The organism is Syntrophomonas sp. UBA5494 (genome assembly GCF_002426325.1).
Map to the genome: position 1 here is coordinate 61,307 of NZ_DIPG01000038.1, position 19,979 is coordinate 81,285.

General features: G+C 50.4%; 20 protein-coding genes. All 20 read left to right on the forward strand.

Annotated elements, in window-relative coordinates; all coding sequences use genetic code 11:
• Positions 1-10 precede the first annotated feature (10 nt).
• Positions 11-1,525, forward strand: coding sequence for a F0F1 ATP synthase subunit alpha (gene atpA, locus B3W37_RS04055; protein WP_481041695.1), 1,515 nt, complete (start codon positions 11-13; stop codon positions 1,523-1,525).
• A gap of 13 nt (positions 1,526-1,538) precedes the next feature.
• A complete protein-coding gene (atpG, locus tag B3W37_RS04060) occupies positions 1,539-2,423 on the forward strand; it encodes an ATP synthase F1 subunit gamma (RefSeq protein ID WP_483174856.1) in 885 nt (294 codons plus the stop codon).
• A 3-nt stretch (positions 2,424-2,426) separates the two neighbouring features.
• Positions 2,427-3,857, forward strand: coding sequence for a F0F1 ATP synthase subunit beta (gene atpD, locus B3W37_RS04065; protein ID WP_481041691.1), 1,431 nt, complete (start codon positions 2,427-2,429; stop codon positions 3,855-3,857).
• A gap of 3 nt (positions 3,858-3,860) precedes the next feature.
• On the forward strand, positions 3,861-4,277 hold the full coding sequence (locus B3W37_RS04070) for a F0F1 ATP synthase subunit epsilon (RefSeq protein WP_483168974.1): 417 nt from the start codon (positions 3,861-3,863) through the stop codon (positions 4,275-4,277).
• Between the two features lie 149 nt (positions 4,278-4,426).
• The gene (locus B3W37_RS04075; protein WP_481041687.1) at positions 4,427-4,618 is read left to right on the forward strand and encodes a hypothetical protein; all 192 of its coding nucleotides are present in this window, start codon (positions 4,427-4,429) and stop codon (positions 4,616-4,618) included.
• Between the two features lie 38 nt (positions 4,619-4,656).
• Positions 4,657-4,890 carry a hypothetical protein gene (locus B3W37_RS04080; RefSeq protein WP_483174857.1) on the forward strand — a complete coding sequence of 78 codons (234 nt, stop codon included), beginning with the start codon at positions 4,657-4,659 and terminating at the stop codon, positions 4,888-4,890.
• 106 nt (positions 4,891-4,996) lie between these two features.
• Entirely contained in the window at positions 4,997-5,731 is a 735-nt protein-coding gene (locus B3W37_RS04085; RefSeq protein WP_483174858.1) for a hypothetical protein, read from the forward strand.
• Positions 5,732-5,771: 40 nt separating this feature from the next.
• Positions 5,772-6,173, forward strand: a complete 402-nt coding sequence (locus B3W37_RS04090) for a secondary thiamine-phosphate synthase enzyme YjbQ (RefSeq protein WP_481041681.1) — start codon at positions 5,772-5,774, stop codon at positions 6,171-6,173.
• A 306-nt stretch (positions 6,174-6,479) separates the two neighbouring features.
• Positions 6,480-7,214, forward strand: coding sequence for a YwmB family TATA-box binding protein (locus B3W37_RS04095; RefSeq protein WP_481041679.1), 735 nt, complete (start codon positions 6,480-6,482; stop codon positions 7,212-7,214).
• A 33-nt stretch (positions 7,215-7,247) separates the two neighbouring features.
• Positions 7,248-8,489: a UDP-N-acetylglucosamine 1-carboxyvinyltransferase gene (gene murA, locus B3W37_RS04100; protein WP_481041677.1), complete on the forward strand. Its 1,242-nt coding sequence runs from the start codon at positions 7,248-7,250 to the stop codon at positions 8,487-8,489.
• 176 nt (positions 8,490-8,665) lie between these two features.
• Positions 8,666-9,526, forward strand: coding sequence for a stage II sporulation protein D (spoIID, locus tag B3W37_RS04105; protein WP_481041675.1), 861 nt, complete (start codon positions 8,666-8,668; stop codon positions 9,524-9,526).
• Positions 9,527-9,613: 87 nt separating this feature from the next.
• Positions 9,614-9,874 (forward strand): sporulation transcriptional regulator SpoIIID, encoded by a 261-nt coding sequence (gene spoIIID / locus B3W37_RS04110; protein ID WP_481041673.1) that lies wholly within the window; start codon positions 9,614-9,616, stop codon positions 9,872-9,874.
• Positions 9,875-9,956: 82 nt separating this feature from the next.
• Positions 9,957-10,988 (forward strand): rod shape-determining protein MreB, encoded by a 1,032-nt coding sequence (mreB, locus tag B3W37_RS04115; protein ID WP_481041671.1) that lies wholly within the window; start codon positions 9,957-9,959, stop codon positions 10,986-10,988.
• An 81-nt stretch (positions 10,989-11,069) separates the two neighbouring features.
• Positions 11,070-11,822, forward strand: a complete 753-nt coding sequence (gene flgF / locus B3W37_RS04120; protein WP_481041669.1) for a flagellar basal-body rod protein FlgF — start codon at positions 11,070-11,072, stop codon at positions 11,820-11,822.
• Positions 11,823-11,937: 115 nt separating this feature from the next.
• Positions 11,938-12,687, forward strand: coding sequence for a WecB/TagA/CpsF family glycosyltransferase (locus tag B3W37_RS04125; RefSeq protein WP_481041667.1), 750 nt, complete (start codon positions 11,938-11,940; stop codon positions 12,685-12,687).
• 24 nt (positions 12,688-12,711) lie between these two features.
• Positions 12,712-14,847, forward strand: coding sequence for a pilus assembly protein PilM (gene pilM, locus B3W37_RS04130; protein WP_483174859.1), 2,136 nt, complete (start codon positions 12,712-12,714; stop codon positions 14,845-14,847).
• A gap of 439 nt (positions 14,848-15,286) precedes the next feature.
• Positions 15,287-15,724 (forward strand): CtsR family transcriptional regulator, encoded by a 438-nt coding sequence (locus tag B3W37_RS04135; protein WP_481041663.1) that lies wholly within the window; start codon positions 15,287-15,289, stop codon positions 15,722-15,724.
• A 13-nt stretch (positions 15,725-15,737) separates the two neighbouring features.
• Entirely contained in the window at positions 15,738-16,250 is a 513-nt protein-coding gene (locus B3W37_RS04140; protein ID WP_481041661.1) for a UvrB/UvrC motif-containing protein, read from the forward strand.
• 13 nt (positions 16,251-16,263) lie between these two features.
• Positions 16,264-17,331 (forward strand): protein arginine kinase, encoded by a 1,068-nt coding sequence (locus B3W37_RS04145; RefSeq protein ID WP_483174860.1) that lies wholly within the window; start codon positions 16,264-16,266, stop codon positions 17,329-17,331.
• 40 nt (positions 17,332-17,371) lie between these two features.
• Positions 17,372-19,915 (forward strand): ATP-dependent Clp protease ATP-binding subunit, encoded by a 2,544-nt coding sequence (locus tag B3W37_RS04150; protein WP_481041657.1) that lies wholly within the window; start codon positions 17,372-17,374, stop codon positions 19,913-19,915.
• Positions 19,916-19,979: the final 64 nt, after the last annotated feature.

Genomic DNA, 19,979 nt, shown 5'->3' on the forward strand with positions numbered 1-19,979 from the left:
TGACACATAAATGAGTATTAGACCGGAAGAGATTAGCGCAATTCTAAAGCAACAGATCGAGCGCTACCAATCCGAGGTCGAGGTCAGCAATGTGGGCTCTGTAATATTTGTCGGTGACGGTATCTCCCGTGTATACGGACTACAGGGCGCAATGGCTGGCGAGTTGTTGGAATTCCCGGGTGGAACCATGGGTATGGTTCTGAACCTTGAAGAAGATAATGTCGGCGCGGTGTTGCTGGGTGAATACAATCACATCAAAGAAGGCGACGTCGTTAAAGCCACCGGAAGAATCATGGAGGTTCCCGCAGGCAACGCTATGCTGGGCCGCGTAGTAAACGCTCTGGGACAGCCTATCGACGGCAAAGGGCCCATCGAGCCCGATGCTTACAGGCCTATAGAGAAGGTTGCCCACGGGGTTGTAACCCGTTCGCCGGTTGACACTCCCATGCAGACCGGGCTGAAGGCTATCGACTCCATGGTCCCCATCGGCCGCGGGCAGCGCGAATTAATCATCGGCGACCGCCAGGTGGGTAAGACCGCCATCGCTCTGGACGCCATCATCAACCAGAGAGACAAAAAAGACATGATCTGCATATATGTGGCTATCGGCCAGAAGCAGTCCAGTATTGCAGGCATTGCCGCCAAGTTTGAGGAAATGGGCGCTATGGATTACACCGTAATCGTAGCCGCAACTGCCGCCGAGCCGGCGCCGCTGCTCTATATATCCCCCTATGCCGGTGTTGCCATCGCTGAAGAGTTCATGGAAGCACAGAACAAAGACGTTCTGATCATCTATGACGACCTGTCCAAGCACGCCGTAGCATACCGCGAAATGTCACTGCTGCTCCGCCGTCCTCCCGGACGTGAAGCATATCCCGGCGACGTTTTCTATCTGCACTCCCGCTTGCTGGAGAGGGGTTGCAAACTGAATAAGAAAATGGGTGGAGGCTCCATCACCGCGCTGCCTATCATTGAAACTCAGGCCGGCGACGTTTCCGCCTACATCCCCACCAATGTTATATCCATCACTGATGGCCAGATCTATCTGGAAACCGACCTGTTCTACGCCGGCCAACGCCCGGCCATAAACGCCGGTTTGTCAGTCAGCCGAGTCGGCGGCGCTGCTCAGACCAAAGCCATGAAGTCAGTTGCAGGGCAGCTGCGCCTGGATTTGGCGCAATATCGCGAACTGGCAGCTTTCGCACAGTTCGGTTCCGATTTGGATAAGGCTACCCTGGCACGTCTGATACGGGGCGAGCGGGTAACCGAGGTATTGAAACAGGGACAGTACAAACCGATGCCGATGGAAGAACAAGTTATTTCGATTTACAGCGGCGTAAACGGATATCTGGACGAACTGCCCAAAGACCGGGTCTTGGAATTTGAAGCCGATTTTCTGCAATATGTCCGCAGCAATTATAGTGAAATTCCGGCATCTATCAGGGATTCAGGCAAGATCGACAGTGCTATAGAAGAGAAACTGATCAAGGCGATAAATGAATTCAAGTCCACGTTTGCAGTTTAGGGTGGTGAAATAAATGGCAGGAGCAGGTATAAGAGAATTCAAGCGCAGAATTCGCAGCGTCAAAAGCACTCAGCAAATCACCAAAGCGATGAAAATGGTTTCCGCTGCCAAACTGCGCCGGGCTCAAGAAGCCGCCGAAGCATCACGCCCTTATAATGAAACTTTAAGGGATACCCTGGCCAGACTGGCAGCAGTCACTTTCGATGTACGGCATCCTCTCTTGGCAAAAAGGGAAGATATCAAGAAAGTGGGCTATGTTGTCATCACCGCTGACCGGGGATTATGTGGCGCATATAATACCAACATTATTCGCGCAGCTAATACAGCTATCGAGAATGACGAAAGAAAAATTGAGAATGGTATTGTGGCAGTAGGCAGAAAAGCCAGGGATTTCTATCGGAAACGTTCTGGCCTGGATGCCGAGTTTATCAACCTGGGAGACAATATCTCCTACGCAGATGCCAGAGAAATCGGCCAATATGTGGTTAATGCCTATGAGAACGAAGAAGTGGATGAAGTGTATCTGGTTTACGCCAAATTCGTCAACGTTCTCCGTCAGGTGCCTACGGTTACTCAATTGCTGCCTATCGAGCCTCCGGAAAAGGATGAGGAGGAAAAGGACATTGTGATTGACTACCTGTATGAACCCAGCGCCGATGAGATCCTTCTGGCCCTGTTGCCGAGATACATTGGAAGCCAGATATTCAACGCATTACTTGAAAGTAAAGCCAGTGAGCACGGAGCTAGAATGACAGCAATGGGCAACGCCACACAAAATGCGGGCGAGATCATTGATAGCCTGACCCTGGCCATGAACAAGGCCAGACAGGCTGCCATAACCGACGAAATACTGGATATCGTCGGCGGCGCCGAAGCTCTCAATAAAGGAGGAAAATAGAGGATGGCGAATGTAACATTTGGAGAGGTAACCCAGGTTATAGGCGCTGTTGTTGACGTTCGCTTTAAACCCGGTGAACTCCCTGACTTGATGAGTGCTATCACCATCAAAGCCTCGGAACAGGAGGCTAATTATAAGGGATCAGAACAGATCAATGTAACTATGGAAGCGATGCAGCACCTGGGCAATGATACTGTCAGATGCGTGGCCTTAAACCCCACTGACGGCGTTTCCCGGGGCATGAAAGCCGTCAACACCGGAGCCGCTATCAAAATACCGGTAGGTGACAATTGCCTGGGTAGAATACTCAACGTCTTGGGCCAACCGGTCGATGAAGCCGGCCCGGTCGATGCCGCCGACTATTGGGAAATCCATCGCAGACCCCCGGAACTGGTTGACCAGCTTCCGGCTACCACCATACTTGAAACCGGTATCAAGGTTACCGACCTGGTCTGCCCCTATGCTAAAGGTGGTAAGATCGGCCTGTTCGGTGGCGCCGGTGTTGGCAAGACCGTTATCATCCAGGAACTTATACGCAACATAGCCTATGTCCATGGCGGATATTCAGTATTCACCGGTGTTGGTGAGAGAACCCGCGAAGGCAATGACCTCTGGGGTGAAATGGTGGAATCAGGCGTTATCGAAAAGTGCGCTTTGATTTTCGGCCAGATGAACGAACCTCCGGGAGCAAGGCTTAGGGTCGGGTTGACCGGACTGACGGTCGCTGAGTATTTCCGTGACATTGGAGGACAGGACGTTCTGATATTCATCGACAACATCTTCCGTTTTGCCCAGGCCGGCAACGAGGTGTCCGCACTCTTGGGCCGCATGCCTTCCGCGGTTGGTTATCAGCCTACCCTGGCAACTGACATGGGTAATCTGCAGGAGCGCATCACCACCACCCGCAAAGGTTCGATCACCTCTGCACAGGCGGTATATGTCCCTGCTGACGACTTGACCGACCCCGCGCCGGCAACCACTTTCGCTCATTTGGATGCGACTCTGGTTCTGGCCCGGTCCATTGCTGAAAAGGGCATCTATCCTGCGGTGGACCCCCTGGATTCCACTTCCCGTATTTTGGACCCGCAGATTTTGGGTGACAAGCATTACTATACTGCCCGCGGCGTACAACAGATTCTGCAAAGGTACAAAGAACTGCAGGACATCATCGCTATACTGGGTATGGACGAACTGGGTGACGAGGATAAGATCATCGTTGCTCGGGCGAGAAAACTTGAAAGGTTCCTGTCTCAGCCCTTCCACGTGGCAGAGCAGTTTACAGGCCAGCCCGGTATTTATGTACCGGTTAAGGATACTGTAGCCTCTTTCGCTGAAGTGCTGGAAGGCAGGCATGACAATCTACCTGAAGCAGCCTTCCTGATGGTGGGGAGCGTTGAAGGAGCGGTGGAAAAAGCTAGAAGACTGGAGGTTTAGTCTATGGCAGACAACACCTACATGCTGGAGGTAGTTACTCCTGAACGCGTGCTTCAATCCAATGAGGTTTCGTTTACAGTTGTTCCCGCCATTGATGGTGAGCTGGGGGTTATGAAAAACCATGCTCCCCTGGTGGCAGCGTTAAACATCGGGGTTTTACGCTATGTGGATGCGGCTGGGAGCGAGAAAAGCATCGCAATTAGCGGCGGCTTTATTGAAGTCCTGGATAATGAAGGCCGGGTTCTGGCAGAAACCGCCGAGCACGGTCATGAAATTGACGTGCTCCGTGCTAAAGCGGCGCGCGAGAGGGCTGAAAGACGGCTTGAGCAGCGTGCTGAGAATATTAATTACACTCGCGCTGAACAGGCCTTAAAACGGGCGATTGCCCGCCTTAAAGCGGCCGGCGCATACTCTGACTAATACCAGTAAAATAGCGACTGGTAAAAGCCGGAAGGCATTATTTAGTGCTTTCCGGCTTATATCTTAATATTCGCTAAAGATATTAGTAAGCATTTTGTATAAAATAGAATTATATAGCTGTAAGGGGTTTCAGTATTGAGGGTACCGTCATGAACGAGATGATCAGGATATTAATCATAATAGTTTTGATTTACTATCTGGTGAAGGGCTTACTATATCTTTTGTTCTGGCAGGCTGCTGTCCGGTCGGAAGCCCGTGGCCTGGAAATGAAGAGGAAACGTATGGAAATGAGAGAGCGTAAAAAACAGCGGCGGGCCCAAGAGAGAAATAAGGAAGAATAACTCATCCCCAATGGTGGTTCGGGAAAAGGGGTGTCAGGGTGTATAAGGCACTGCTAATTATTATTATCATAGTTTTTGTGTTAACCATCGCGTTTGCTTTCCTGATATGGTTTCAATTGGGAAGGTTTGCAGAAAAAGCTTTGGCCGCCAAAAGATGTCAGGAAGAGTATTTGGCAGAGTTGACCGCCAAAGATCCGTCTCATCCGGCAGTCATCAGAACGGAAACAGGGGGGGATGACCCTGATGATGATGACCGCTACAGTTGGATCTAACGGATCGCAAATCAAAAGGAAGCCTGAGCGGCTTCCTTTTTAAATAAAATCGACATCATCAACCACGGCAATGACCGGTAACAGGGATATTATGAGGAATATTATCTTGACCACGTACCCCTGCGGGGAAATCAAAAGAAAAAGGGAGCAGGTGCGAAGCTTTCTGCTGCAGAGATCAACTGTTATAAAAGGCGTCGATTTGGCGCAGCTCAGCAGTGATGATCTGGAATTAATGTCCGAGCTTTATGATCAAGTCTTTTTTGAAGGCTGGATTAAACGGAATTATTCGGGCAGACTGCAATTCTCCATATCCCGGAAAATGACCAATAGTGCCGGGAAAACCGTATGTTTAAGGAACGATTCCTCTAAACCGGACAGTACTGTCATCGAGGTGAGAATCAGCCAGCAGATTCTCACCAATTATGGCATGGTTGAGGGCGCCGATATGGTCGGAGGGATCAAGACCGGGAGCAGACTCGAAGCCCTGCAGTTGATTTTCGAACACGAGCTGATCCATGTGATAGAATTCATCTGTTTTGGGGAATCAAGTTGCAAACAAAGCCGTTTTAAGACTATGGCTGATAATCTGTTCGGACATAAGGAAAGCTACCATCAACTGCCTACCAACAAGCAGATAGCCCAACAAAGGCTGGGGCTGTCACCGGGCTCCGCGGTCGCCTTTCCCTATCAGGGCCGCCAACTGGAAGGCATCTTATACAGTATCAGAAAAAGGGCCAGCGTCATGGTGAGTGATAAAAACGGCCGCTATTGTGATAAAGAGGGCCAGAGGTATAGCAAATATCTGGTGCCTTTACAGCTATTGGAAGCACCCCGCAAATAATCCGGCGGTAAACCGCCGATTCAGTGTATGAGGTGATAATATGCTCTACAAAATGGATCTGCATACCCGGCAGCACACCCAGATGATTGATATTTCAGCCCAATTAAAAGAGCTCTTAAACAAATCCGGGATAAAGGACGGACTGCTCCTGGTGTACTGCCCGCATACCACCGCAGGCGTGACCATCAATGAAAATGCTGACCCTAAGGTTGTTCATGATGTTCTAATGCGGCTGGAGGAAATGGCGCCCTGGGAGCACAAGGGCGACCGTCATGGAGAGGGTAATTCCGCTGCCCACCTCAAGGCGAGCCTGATAGGCTTCTCCCAGTATATCCCGGTCTGCGGAGGCCGTTTGCTTCTGGGAACCTGGCAAGGCGTCTACTTCTGCGAATTTGACGGCCCCAGGCAACGCTCTTATTACGTTTACATCAAGAGTGACTGAAAATACAGATTTACTCCCGCAAATATACTATGGTAGAGCACAATTATTTATAGCCTAAAACGGTCCAGGTTTTGACTGATATCAGTAACCTGGGCTTTTTCTGTTGGCATGAAAATCACCGCAATTGCAGTTTGTCCAAGGATAGCCTGGGAAAATCCCGTTATGTCCGAAGTCTCTAAAAAACATGGACATCTTTCAGGCATGTCAGTAAATCGAAGACCATCCTTATCCTGGATAAAGGAATAAAAGCCAGGTTGGGAGGCAAGAATCATGGTACCGGACTCATTCCTGGCGAGGTGAGATTTAATGAAAAAAATTTTAATGTATGTGATAATTTTTGCCTTATGTGTAGCTATTTGTGAGCAGCGCATCGATTATACCAATGGCAACGTAAACGCAGTGCATTCTCCAATTGCACTATCTTTTGCATCAATCGGTGCAATTTCCTTCGAATCTCGCCTGGACAGTTGGGCCAAAATAAATTCAGCAGCCACTCCTCAGGAACTCGACCAAATCGCTGAAACCGTCCTGGCCAGCCTTGATTTGACTGACATCCCGGTTAAAAGTGAGGCTTCTGAAGGGACAGCGCGCCGAGAGTGCAAAATTGAACAAAAAAACAGCTTTTTGAAAGTTGTAATCCAAGCAGACTATCAAACCGACAGCACCAACATCATCTTTACCTACTATACCAGGGAGGCAGAGACTGATACGGGAGATTGGGTGCATAAACTGGAAAACATAGCCGGTTGGGATTGGCATCATTACTATTTATTCAGTGCATATCTACCTGAACCAACCGACAGCGAAACGCAGGAGCAGCTGCTGCAGGCAGTCATGAAGGACTTGGAAGCTAAAACCAAAGAAGTGTATGTCGATGACCGGGTGATGAGTCTGTCGGGATACAGCCAAATCCTGAGTGATATGGTCATCCCCGAATGGGTCGGGAATCATCACATAAATGTACAGACAGTAATCCGCAACCAAACTGACGGAAAGTCTGTAATCATGATCGGCAGCCCTTTTATTCTTGGAGATTATTAATCACTATGACAAGCTAATTCGGAGGTTAATGCCTTGAAAATATTGGTTTCTGGATCAACCCGCCTGAAAGGCCAAATTATGGTTAACGCCTCAAAAAACGCCATACTCCCGATACTGGCCGCCAGCATATTGAGCAGCGGCACTGTTGTCATCAGGCAAGTACCTCTTATTCGCGATGTTCATATTATCTCGGCTTTGATACATCAGATGGGTCTTAAAGTGGAATACAGTCAGGATAAACTGATTATTAGCGGCATCCCGCAACATAATGTCCCTGATTACGAATTATCCCGGCAGATCAGGGCCTCATTTCTGCTTATGGGACCCTTGCTGGCCAGGCGCGGGCAGGTGCGAATATCTCTGCCGGGGGGCTGTGCGATAGGGACCCGTCCGATCGATCTTCATCTAAAGGGTTTCGAGGCTCTGGGCGCGTCGATAAAAATGACCGGCGGATGTGTTATCGCTACCGCTCGCCGGCTTCAAGGGACGCATATCTATCTAGACTTTCCCAGTGTAGGAGCGACGGAAAATATTATGATGGCGGCCGCTTTAGCCAGGGGCACCACCTACATAGAAAATGCTGCCCTTGAACCAGAGGTAGTCGATCTGGCCGGTTTTATCAACTGCATGGGAGGCAGAGTCAGTTCCGCCGGCAGTAATGTCATAAAAGTGGAAGGAGTGGACTCCCTGGCAGGAACCACTTACACGCCAATCCCAGACCGCATTGAAGCCGGAACCTATATGGTAGCCGCAGCCGCCAGCGGCGGTGATGTCATAATCAATAATGTAATCCCGGAACACCTCAAGGCCACTACAGCTAAATTGATTGAGAGCGGTGCTCAGGTCGAAGAACAAGCCGATGCGATACATGTTTCCCGCTGGCAGGAAATAAGACCGGTTTATATTAAAACCCTGCCCTACCCGGGATTCCCCACCGATATGCAAGCCCAATTTATGGCTTATCTATGCGCAGCCCGGGGCAGCAGCATCGTGACCGAATCAGTATTTGAAAACCGCTTCATGCATGTCAATCAACTCCTGCGCATGGGAGCACAGATTACCACTGAAGGCAGGACCGCGGTAATAAGAGGAATACCGCAATTAAGCGGAGCTACCGTTAAAGCTACCGATCTGCGCGCCGGAGCGGCTTTACTCATAGCCGCTATGACTGCCAACGGTCAGACTATCATTGAAGAAAGTGAACACATAGACAGAGGCTACGAAAACATCGTGGTTAAACTCAACAGCCTGGGAGCAAACATATATCATATGTAAAACCTCTTAGGCATTGTCCCGCCATTGATTAAGCCACCTCGCAAAAATATAAGTGAAGTCATATCTTAGTTTTGATCCCATATAAATACAGTATGAGAATACGCAGCTTTAGGAACAAATCAAAACTAATTTTTTTTGCGGTCTTAATCCTGTCAGTTATTTTGGGATCAATCCTCATGATCCAAAAGCTCAAAACCCCCAAAATCACGCAAGAACCTGTAATAAAACTTTATCTATCAGGTGAGGATCGGGTGATCGAGCTGGCCTTGGAAGGATATCTGGCGGGAACGGTAGCCGCGGAAATGCCGGCCGGATTTGGCCCGGAAGCACTTAAAGCCCAGGCAGTTTGCGCGCGAACCTATGCGGTCCGCAAGATCATCGAAGGACGCAGCTATCCCAGGGGGGCTCACTTATCTGACGATATCAACAGCTGTCAAGCCTACATCGGGGCTGAAGAGTTTGCCAGGCGAAATCCTTCTAATTACCGGGAGTTATGGTCCAAAATCGAGAAGGCGGTGGAAGCTACCAGGGGAATTATCATGGTCTATGAAAATCAGCCCATAGACGCCCTATATCATTCCACTTGCGGCGGGAAAACCGAAAGCGCCCTGGCAACCACGGGGAGGGACATACCCTATCTAAGATCAGTTGAATGCAATTATTGTCAGGCCTCGCGCTATTACGAATCACAGCAGGTATTCAGCCCCCAGGATTTAAAAAACCTTATAAAGACATCCCCCAATAATAAAATAAGCTTAAAGATCACATCCCGCACTGAAGCCGGCCGGGTATTCCGATTGGAGTTGAATGGGCAGTCTCTTTATGCCGAGACTTTTCGCCGCTCGCTGGGTTTGCCGTCCACCTGGTGGAGCCTCTCTCTTGACAATGGCAGTTTAATTGTCAACAGCCGGGGATACGGGCATGGCTTGGGGCTGTGTCAGTATGGGGCCGGCGGAATGGCGGCTGCCCAAAAAGACTACAAACAAATTCTACAGCACTACTATCAACAAATTGAAGTCTTATCATTAAATTATTGACACGGTATCATTTTAACCGTTGTCCTTTGTTCTCGACCTCTGGACTAGTGAATATACTGTAACAATTCTCTAGTCGGGAGGTTTGAAATGCAAAACTACATTAGAAAGAGAGCGGTCAAGATAGCGCAATACATTCTCCAAACTTCCAGCACAGTCCGGCAAGCAGCAGAAGTGTTCGGGATTAGTAAAAGCACGGTGCATAAAGACGTAGCCGAAAGACTACCGCGGATTGACGAAAAGCTGGCTGATCAAGTGAAAGGAGTTCTCGACAAAAACAAGGCTGAAAGGCATATTCGCGGTGGAGAAGCCACCCGGCAAAAATATGCCTCGACGCATATAAGCAGCTGATTCTCCAAAACCATAGCAATCCCCCGGGATAACAGTTACAATGTTTATAATCAATATTTACCATAGGAGGGTCTTGCTTTTCATGCTGTTCGCCGGAGAGGATATCGGAATAGACTTGGGTACCGCCAGTGTTCTGGTTTTTAAAAAAGGTAAAGGGATCGTACTTCACGAGCCTTCAGTAGTAGCCATAGATAAAAACACCAATCGCATCATTGCCGTCGGAGAAGAAGCACGCCAGATGTTGGGCAGGACGCCTGGTCATATCGTCGCTATCCGGCCACTGAAAGATGGAGTTATCGCTGATTATGATACGACCGAAAAGATGCTTACTTATTTTATCCGCAAGGTTATCGGACGCAAGTTGTTCTTTAAACCTCGGGTAATCGTGTGCATCCCCACCGGGGCCACTGATGTGGAAGAACGTGCTGCCAGTCAGGCTACTCTGTCGGCAGGGGCCAAACAGGCCTATATCGTTGAGGAACCACTGGCCGCAGCCCTGGGAGCCGGGGTCAATATATCAGACGCCACCGGCAATATGGTCGTTGATATCGGAGGCGGCACCTCGGATATCGCGGTTTTGTCATTGGGCGGAATCGTTTGCGACACTTCCCTGCGGGTGGGAGGAGATAAGTTTGACGAAGCCATTATCCGTTTCGTCAGGCGTGAACACAACCTGCTCATTGGGGACCGCACCGCTGAAGACATCAAAATCCAGGTGGGAACTGCCTGCGTCACCCCGCAGAATCGGGAAAGGTCTATTGAAGTGCGGGGGCGCGACCTTTTGACCGGCCTGCCTAAAAATATTAAGATCACCTCAGCAGAATGTTTCAAAGCTTTGCAGGAACCCATTGAGGCCATCGTCGACGGGGTTAAAAAGGTTTTGGAAATCACCCCGCCGGAACTGGCTGCGGATATAGTTAATAACGGCATAGTCATGACCGGGGGGGGCTCGCTCCTGGACGGTTTGGATGAACTCCTTACACGGGAAACCAATCTGCCCGTACATATCGCTGATGACGCCATATCCTGTGTGGCCCGCGGCACTGGCAAGGCTTTGGAAGAGATGTCTGCATTAAAAGGTTCCAAGAGAAAAGGACCAAAACGTTTGTTATAGTAAAGTTGCTTCCCCCCAATGCCGATACTATATTAAAGTGTGTCAATACATGGGACCAGTCTGGGAGCGGAGGGATCATTTGTGGTTAAAGGGATGTATAATGCGGCCTCTGGAATGATGCTGCAGCTGACCAAACAGGATATCGTCGCCAACAACATCGCCAACAGCAACACCAACGGTTTTAAACGCCAATTGGCGGTATCCTCCGCCTACCCGGTAATGGAGATCACCCGGCAGGAAGGCGCGAACCCCCGCTCAATGCCGCAGAGCATTGGCCAACTCGGCAGCGGCGCGCTGATCAGCGGAGTATATACCGATTTCAGTACCGGCAGTATGACACAGACCGGTAATCCTTCTGATTTGGCCCTGGGTGAGGAGATTTATTTTGTGGTCGAAACCCCCCGGGGGGAACGCTTCACCCGCAACGGCAACTTCAAAGTCAATTTTGACGGTCTGCTTTCCACCAGCCAGGGATACCCGCTATTGGACCACAATGGGGACTACGTTTTTGTTGAATCCGGTTTTACCGTGGACAGCCAGGGCAATGTAACTGTCAACGGCGCCACTCTCCATACCCTGCAGTTGGTCGTCTTTGACGATCCTGAAAGCCTGGCGAAAGACGGTGAAAACCTGTATTCTGCTGAAAGTGCCTACCGGGCTGCTGAGGATCCCCGGTTGATGCAGGGATATTTGGAACAATCCAATGTCAATGCCGTCAAAGAAATGGTTACATTGCTGGAGGCAGTCAGGTCTTATGAAATGCTGCAGAAGGTAGTGCAAGCCGAAGATGAACTGACCCAGGCCGCCATTGATAAAGTCGGTGCTCTGGGATAGAAGCTGATGACATCCCGCCTTTTGGGGCGGGATTTTCTGTTTATATCCATAAGCAGGAGAAAGTTTCACCTTTCGCTAAATACATTAATGGGTAAGATCATAATGGTGGTGAAGTATGACGCCTTCCCAGATTAATATATTAGGAAGCAAACTGCATCCGGTCAGTATGGCCCAATGCCTGGAGATCATTGCCCGGGGTATTCAAATCAACCAGGCTATGCATGTGATTACCCTAAATGCTGAGATTGTTTATCAGGCTAGAAAAAATCAGTATTTACAGCGGGTGATCAGCCAGGCCGACCTGGTTACCGCAGACGGCATCGGTGTGGTTTGGGGAGCCCGGTATCTGGGCTATCAGGTTCCGGAGCGTGTTACCGGGATTGACCTGATGCTGAAATTGACCGAAAAGGCCGCAAAGATGGGCTGGCCGATTTATCTTTTGGGAGCTGCTCCGGGGGTAGCCCTTGAAGCATCCCGGGCGCTCGGCCAACGCTGTCCCGGCCTGAAAATAGCAGGCTGTCACGACGGGTATTTTACTGCACAGGAAGTTCCGGGCATTGTGGAGGATATAAACAGCTCTTCAGCCCGGATATTATTTGTAGCCCTGGGTGCGCCCAAACAGGAGTTTTGGATCAGGGAGCATTTTGGGGAACTCCAGATCCCGGTCAGGATCGGGGTCGGAGGCAGCCTGGACGTAATTGCGGGGATAAAAAAACGGGCTCCAGGGTTTTTCATCAGGTTTAACCTGGAATGGCTGTATCGCTTGCTTACTGAACCCAGCCGTTTCAAGCGGCAGTTGACCCTGCCCTTATTTGCTATCAGTATTCTGGTCGAAGGTTTAAAAAGAAACAGATTATTGCCCTGATTGGTACAGATAAGGGGGTTTGAGGTGGAACATCAGACGATATATGCCCTGGACATTGGAACCAGAAAAATTGTGGGCCTGGTTATGCAAAGACAGGATGATCATTTACAGGTCCTAGACAGTGAAATGATTGAACACCAGACCAGGGCTATGATGGACGGTCAGATTCACGACGTGGACGCAGTAGCGGGAACTATTCGCAAGATTACCCAAATCCTGGAGGAGAGACTGCAGATCCCGCTCCCCGCTGCCGCGGTGGCAGCTGCGGGAAGGGCCCTCAAAACCTCGGTAGGCAAGGCCGAGGCCAAACGCGGCTTGCTGCACGAAATCAGCCTTGATGAAGTCCGGGCGCTGGAAATCGAAGCCGTACAGCAAGCCCGCATCGCATTGTTGCAGGATCAAACTCAGCAATCAGGAGACGTACAATATTTTTGCGCGGGGTACAGCGTAGTCTATTACCGCCTTGAAGATCAATATATTCAAAACCTGGTGGGGCAAGTGGGTGGATTTATAGAAGTTGAGGCAATAGCAACCTTTCTGCCCCGGGTGGTGGTAGACAGTTTGTTTTCCGCCTTAAAGCGCGCCGGCCTGGAGCTGTTGAGCATGACCCTGGAACCAATCGCGGCCCTATCCGTAGCCATTCCTCCCGGTTTGCGCCTGTTGAACCTGGCTCTGGTCGATATAGGAGCCGGCACCTCTGACATCGCTGTGGTGAAAGAAGGCAATATTACCGCATATGCCATGGTTCCGATGGGCGGAGATGAACTCACTGAAACCCTGGCCTCGCATTATCTGTTGGATTTTCATCATGCCGAAGAGGTAAAGCGTCAAATAGCTCTTGGGGAAACCATAGAGATTAAAGATATACTCAAGAATAGCTGCATGGTAGACAGTAAGGCTATGCTGGCCCAACTGCAGCCAATGATCAACGATATTAGCGGCAAGATTGCAGGGCATATACTGGATTTAAACCAAAAACCACCGGATGCGGTGGTATGTGTAGGTGGGGGCAGCCTGACCCCTTCGCTGATTGCGACCCTGGCGGATCAATTGGAACTGCCCCATAACAGGGTGGGAATACGTACTGCAGAGGGCTTCGAGGCCATTCGCTGTCAGCACCCCAACCTGCAGGGGCCTCAGGGGGTGACGCCGCTGGGTATTGCTTACCACTCCTTCATATTTCCTCCGCTGCCCTTCATTACGGTTACATTGAATCAGGCTAACCTGATGCTGTGGAATGTGGGAGAAATGACCGTAGGCAATGCCCTGCTGAGCTCGGGCACATCTTTAGCCAGCATATACGGCAGGCCAGGTTTGGGCAAGACAGTAACTATTAATGGCAAGATAAAGGCATTCCCGGGAACGCTAGGAACCGCGCCAATAGTGCAGGTCAATGGCCAGGCAGCAACTCTTGACACCCCTTTGAATCATGGTGATCAGATTGAATTCGTACCCGGCTGCAGCGGCCAGGATGCCCGGGTAGCCTTATCAGACCTGTTTGACCTTGGAGCCGGGGAGGTTAAGGTGAACGGCCGGCAATTGCGCATCAAACCGTTGATAACTGTTAATGGCCGGGAAGTTGCCAGTCCCGGATTCGAAATCCCCGACCGTGCCCGGGTGGATTTTCAGCCAGCCAACTCCCTGAAATACATTTTGCAGGAAGCCGGGGTTCCAGAATACCAGCTGCAGTCGAGGTCTTATGCTTTTGTCCTGGGGAACGAAGATAAGCAAATACTATGGCTTCCCATCAAGGTGGAAGTCAATGGTCAACCTGCTCAGCTCGATGATGTGGTCCCCTGGGAGGCTGAGGTGACGTACACTCTCTTGCCGCCCCATCCGATTCTGCAAGAGATCCTGGAAGATACTGATGCATGCCGGTTGCGGGTTTACGTAAATGATGAGGAACTGGTGATAAACGCCCCGGGAGCCGGCATACTGATGGACGGAAAACCGGCCCCTACAACCGCGGAGTTGATCGACGGAAGCACCATCAGTCTGGATCACAGCATCAGCAGTGCCATTTTGAGCGATATATTTCAGGTTTATGGCTTGAATCCTAACCTCAACGCCAGGCTGGTGTTGAAAGTTAACGGGAGTGAGGCCGGTTTTACTACCCCCATCAAGGCTGGAGACCGCATCGAAGTATTCTGGGAAGAGTAGAACTTTTTATATACTCGTTCAGCTGCTTAAGGGAATCCTTTAATACAAGGACTCCCTTTCTTGTTTCTGCAAAAGCCAGCTTTGTACTGTCATACTGCCGGTAAAAACGGCTCTGCAGAGGCAGCCCGCCCGTTTATGGCTGATAGTCCGGCAAAGGACAGGGGCGTTTTTGCTATTTTGCCCTTCGAACGGCAACAATAGGTTTAGCACTAGCCACACCACCAGTTTGGAATGCTTAAGTATAAACGGCAATAACCGCTTTAACACCAAGGGACGCTCATACTTCAGGCCAGAGCCTGTTTTTAACTTAACGCTAAAAAGGGAGTTTGGCCGGAGCGAAAATTATCAGTCTTTCTAATAAAAGGATTTTCGTTTACTTTTCTCTATTTTATTATTAAAATAAACTTAAAGGTCAATAATAGTCAAAGGGGATCTGGCCTTGAGAAGAAGCATAACTGACCGAATCGAACAATATATTAAGGTGTTGATCAACCGCAGTGATCTTCAGCAGATAGAAATACAGCGGGCCGAGTTGGCTGAAACCTTTTCATGTGTGCCCTCGCAGGTGACTTATGTATTGTCCACCCGCTTCAGCTATAAAGACGGCTATATCACTGAAAGCAGACGCGGCGGCAAGGGCTTTGTGCGCATTACCCGCGTTAAATCAGATGCCGGTAGTTGCGGCCGGGTGCAGGCTGATATAAAGGACCTGATTGCTCATTTAAAGGAGGACCAGCATCTGGGAGAATCTGAAGCCCGCTTGCTCCAGGACTTATTGTTTACTCTTTTTATGGATCTTTCCAAAGAACAGCGACATCTGGTTTTATCCAAGCTGGTTGAGGCCATGGCCCGATATTCCGGCTTGCAGACCGACTAGGAGGCTATAGATTATGCAGTGCGATGAATGTAAACAAAAACCGGCTACAGTCCATTTAACCGAAATGTACAATGGGCAGAAGAGCGAAATGCATTTATGCCCATCGTGCGCAGCCAAAAAAGGCGCCTTGATGTTTGATCCCAGCCAGTTCAACATCCCTAACCTGCTGGGAGGATTTTTGGGCGGAAATCAAGCCCTGCAAGGTGCGGGTTTGGCCAATCCCACCACACAGGCTACCTGCCAGAATTGCGGGGTCAGGTTTATGGATATACGCAACACTGGTAAACTGGGATGCCCGAACTGCTATCAGGCTTTTGAGGATGAGCTGGAATCAGCACTGAAGAGGATTCACGGCAATAGCCAGCATACCGGCAAAATACCGCTGCGCAGCGGAGAAAAGACCAGGATAAAACGGCAGGTTGAAGACTTAAAGGAGCAGTTGCAGTCCGCGATTTTGGCAGAGGATTATGAGAAAGCCGCTGAAATTAGGGATGCATTAAAAGAAATTGAAAAAAAGCTGGATTAGAGGTGACATCCAGATGGGTATTGATTCTTTATTGTATAGCACTCATGTTGGTTGGATGGACAGTTCCGCCGGACCCGAAACGGATGTAGCCATAAGCAGCCGGGTCAGGCTGGCCCGAAATCTCGATGTTGTCCCTTTTCCGCATCTGTTGAATGAACAAACCGGAAAAAAAGTCATAGATCTGGTAAAGCAGGCTTGCTCCCAGAGTGAATATGAGCCCTTGCGGTCCCTGCAGGGGGTGACCTTTGACCAGCTCTCTGAACTGGACCGCCAGATACTGATGGAAAAGCACTTGATCAGTCCTCAGCACGCTCACTTCAATGACAGTTATCGGGGCTTGCTGGTTAATGAAGACGGTTCACGGTCCATAATGATCAATGAAGAGGATCACCTGAGAATACAAGGCCTGTTGCCGGGCTTTGACCTGGAAAGATGCAATGATGCAGTGCAGATGCTGGATGATGAACTGGAAAGGGTTCTAACCTACGCTTTTGACGGATACCGCGGTTATCTGACCGCCTGCCCCACCAATGTGGGCACCGGAATGAGGGCCTCGGTAATGCTGCATCTGCCAGGGATGGCCATGACGGCCCAAACCAACCGCATTTTTCACAATATCGGCCAGCTGGGGATGACTGTCAGGGGTTTATATGGCGAAGGCACTGAAATACTGGGCAATTTCTATCAGCTTTCCAATCAGGTGACACTGGGACTAAGTGAAGGAGAAATCTGCCATAACCTGACCCTGGTAACACGCCAGATTATTGAACAGGAGCGCAGGGTCAGGGACAGCTTGCAAAAGGGTATGGCCTACCAGCTGCAGGACAGGATCGGCCGGGCTTATGGGTTGTTGAGCCATGCGGGTATCATCAGTTCCAACGAGGCTTTAACCCTGCTGTCTGACCTGCGTCTGGGTGTAGACCTGGGACTCATCACTCATATTCAGGCAACTGCCATTAACGAACTCATTGTAGCCATCAGGCCGGCGCACCTGCAAAAAAGAGCCGGGCAGGAGATGGATGCATTTCAACGTGATATAAAGAGGGCTGAAGTCATCAAAGATATTTTGTTCAGAAAATAAACCATAAGCCGACCGGCTTGAAAAAGGAGGATATGCGACTATGTTCAGAAAGTTTACACAACGTGCCCGTAACGCGGTCCTACACGCTCAGGAAGAAGCTAAACAATTGAACCATCCCGCAATAGGCACCGAACATATACTGTTAGGCTTGCTGCGTGAAGGTGAAGGGGTGGGGGCCAAGGCATTGCTCAGCCTGGGTGTGGATCTGGAGAAGCTGAGGGAAGAAGTTACCAAAGTAATGGGAGAAAGCAATACCGCCCGGGAACAGCAGGCCGGAGATCTGCCCATCACGCCGCGGGCTAAAAAAGTGTTCAATCTGGCCTTTGACGAAGCCCGCCTGCAGGGGGTTAATTATGTAGGCACCGAGCACCTGCTTCTGGCCCTGTTGAGGGAAGAAGAAGGCGTAGCCGGACAGGTCTTGATATCTATGTCGCTCAAGCTGGATGAGGTCAGGGAACAGGTCATTATCCTCCTGGGAGGAGAGACCCCTTCAAACCATCAGGGCGGTCAGTCCTATAACGAACAGCCCCCTACTCCCGTGCCGCCTCAATCCAAAAGGAAAGGCAAGAGCAAAACCCCGACTTTAGACGCCTTCAGCCGGGACTTGACCCAGGATGCCACCGAAGGCCGCCTGGATCCTGTAATCGGCCGCAACCGGGAAATTGAGCGGGTTATACAAGTTTTATCCCGCCGCACCAAAAACAATCCGGTTTTGATCGGTGATCCCGGGGTAGGCAAAACCGCCATAGTGGAAGGATTGGCCCAGCGCATCATGGAAAACCGGGTCCCTGAGATTCTGGGAGGCAAAAGGGTGGTTACCCTGGATCTATCCTCCATGATCGCCGGGACCAAATACCGCGGTGAATTTGAAGATCGACTCACCAAAATCATCGCGGAGATCAAAGGGGCCGGGGATATCATTATCTTCATAGACGAATTGCACACTATTGTTGGGGCCGGTGCTGCCGAGGGTGCTATTGATGCCGCCAATATTCTGAAGCCCTCCCTGGCCCGGGGTGAGTTCCAATGTGTGGGGGCCACCACCCTGGACGAATATCGCAAGCACATTGAGAAGGATGCCGCTTTGGAACGGCGCTTCCAACCTATTCTGGTGGATGAGCCCAGTCAGGAGGAGAGCATTGAAATCCTCAAGGGCCTGCGCGATCGCTATGAAGCGCATCATGGGGTGAAAATCAGCGATGAGGCCATAGAAGCGGCGGTGCGTCTATCGGCGCGCTATATCAGCGACCGCTTTCTTCCCGACAAAGCCATTGATCTTATTGATGAGGCCTCATCAAAGGTACGACTGATCAATTATATTGTGCCCGATGAACTAAAAGCCAAAGAAGCCAAATTAGAGGAACTTATTAAAGAGAAAGAAGAGGCGATCAACGCCCAGGAATATGAAAAAGCTGCCTACATGCGCGATGAAGAGCAACGGCTCAAAACCGAGATTGAAAACGACCGCAAGGAATGGGTCAACCAGCGCAATCTCACCGTGGGTTCAGTAGGCGAAGAAGAGATCGCCAGCATCGTTTCCAACTGGACCGGAGTTCCGGTAAGCAAACTGGCAGCCGAGGAAAGTGAGCGCCTGGTGAATCTGGAAGAGGTCTTACACCAGAGGGTGATCGGACAGGAGGAGGCGGTACAGGCCATATCCAGGGCAGTGCGGCGCTCCCGGGCCGGCTTGAAGAATCCCAAACGGCCTATCGGCTCCTTTGTTTTCCTGGGCCCCACCGGGGTCGGTAAGACTGAATTGGCCCGAGCCCTGGCCGAGGCCATGTTTGGCACCGAAGAGGCCGTGATACGGCTTGATATGTCGGAATATATGGAGAAACACGCCGTATCCAGGATGATCGGATCTCCTCCCGGCTATGTCGGTTACGACGAAGGCGGCCAACTTACCGAGAAGGTGCGCCGTAAGCCTTACTCGGTCATTCTCCTGGATGAAATCGAAAAGGCTCATCCTGATGTGTTCAATATCCTCTTGCAGGTATTGGAAGATGGCAGGCTCACGGACGGGCAGGGAAGAACGGTTGATTTTCGCAATACCATCTTGATCATGACTTCCAACGTAGGAGCCCAGATGATCAAAAGCGGCAATAAAGTCGGCTTTAGCACCGCGATTGACGAAGCCGAAAACTACAACCGCATGAAGGACCGGATCATGGAACAGCTCAAGCATACCTTCCGGCCCGAGTTTATCAACCGGGTGGATGAGTTGATTGTTTTCCAGAGCCTGTCTGAAGACGAATTGCGTCAAATCGTGGAGTTGCTACTTAAAGACTTCTTCAAGCGGGTGGAGGAAAACGGCTATGAGATGCGAATCAGCGATGCGGCCAAGGCCATCATTATGAAAGAAGGTTTCGAACCGGCCTATGGCGCCCGGCCTTTGAAAAGGGCCCTGCAAAGACTCATTGAAGATGCCGTATCCGAAGAGATCCTTAAGAAAACCGTGCAGCCCGGCGATACCATTTTGATAGATGGTCAGGATGGACAGATTGTAGTCAAAAAGAAAACCGTGCAGCCGGGCGACACTATGATCGACGGTCAGGACGGCCAGATGGTAGTCAAAGAGTTGTAATACAAGGAAAGGCCAGGAAGGTCGCTTCCCGGCCTTTTAACATCAATGAGCGCTAGCGCGAATT

Bases quoted from the DNA above. Each gene is read 5' to 3' on its own strand.
- atpA (WP_481041695.1), top strand. From the start codon at position 11: ATGAGTATTAGACCGGAAGAGATTAGCGCAATTCTAAAGCAACAGATC.
- atpG (WP_483174856.1), top strand. From the start codon at position 1,539: ATGGCAGGAGCAGGTATAAGAGAATTCAAGCGCAGAATTCGCAGCGTC.
- atpD (WP_481041691.1), top strand. From the start codon at position 2,427: ATGGCGAATGTAACATTTGGAGAGGTAACCCAGGTTATAGGCGCTGTT.
- B3W37_RS04070 (WP_483168974.1), top strand. From the start codon at position 3,861: ATGGCAGACAACACCTACATGCTGGAGGTAGTTACTCCTGAACGCGTG.
- B3W37_RS04075 (WP_481041687.1), top strand. From the start codon at position 4,427: ATGAACGAGATGATCAGGATATTAATCATAATAGTTTTGATTTACTAT.
- B3W37_RS04090 (WP_481041681.1), top strand. From the start codon at position 5,772: ATGCTCTACAAAATGGATCTGCATACCCGGCAGCACACCCAGATGATT.
- B3W37_RS04095 (WP_481041679.1), top strand. From the start codon at position 6,480: ATGAAAAAAATTTTAATGTATGTGATAATTTTTGCCTTATGTGTAGCT.
- spoIID (WP_481041675.1), top strand. From the start codon at position 8,666: ATGATCCAAAAGCTCAAAACCCCCAAAATCACGCAAGAACCTGTAATA.
- spoIIID (WP_481041673.1), top strand. From the start codon at position 9,614: ATGCAAAACTACATTAGAAAGAGAGCGGTCAAGATAGCGCAATACATT.
- mreB (WP_481041671.1), top strand. From the start codon at position 9,957: ATGCTGTTCGCCGGAGAGGATATCGGAATAGACTTGGGTACCGCCAGT.
- B3W37_RS04125 (WP_481041667.1), top strand. From the start codon at position 11,938: ATGACGCCTTCCCAGATTAATATATTAGGAAGCAAACTGCATCCGGTC.
- B3W37_RS04140 (WP_481041661.1), top strand. From the start codon at position 15,738: ATGCAGTGCGATGAATGTAAACAAAAACCGGCTACAGTCCATTTAACC.
- B3W37_RS04145 (WP_483174860.1), top strand. From the start codon at position 16,264: ATGGGTATTGATTCTTTATTGTATAGCACTCATGTTGGTTGGATGGAC.
- B3W37_RS04150 (WP_481041657.1), top strand. From the start codon at position 17,372: ATGTTCAGAAAGTTTACACAACGTGCCCGTAACGCGGTCCTACACGCT.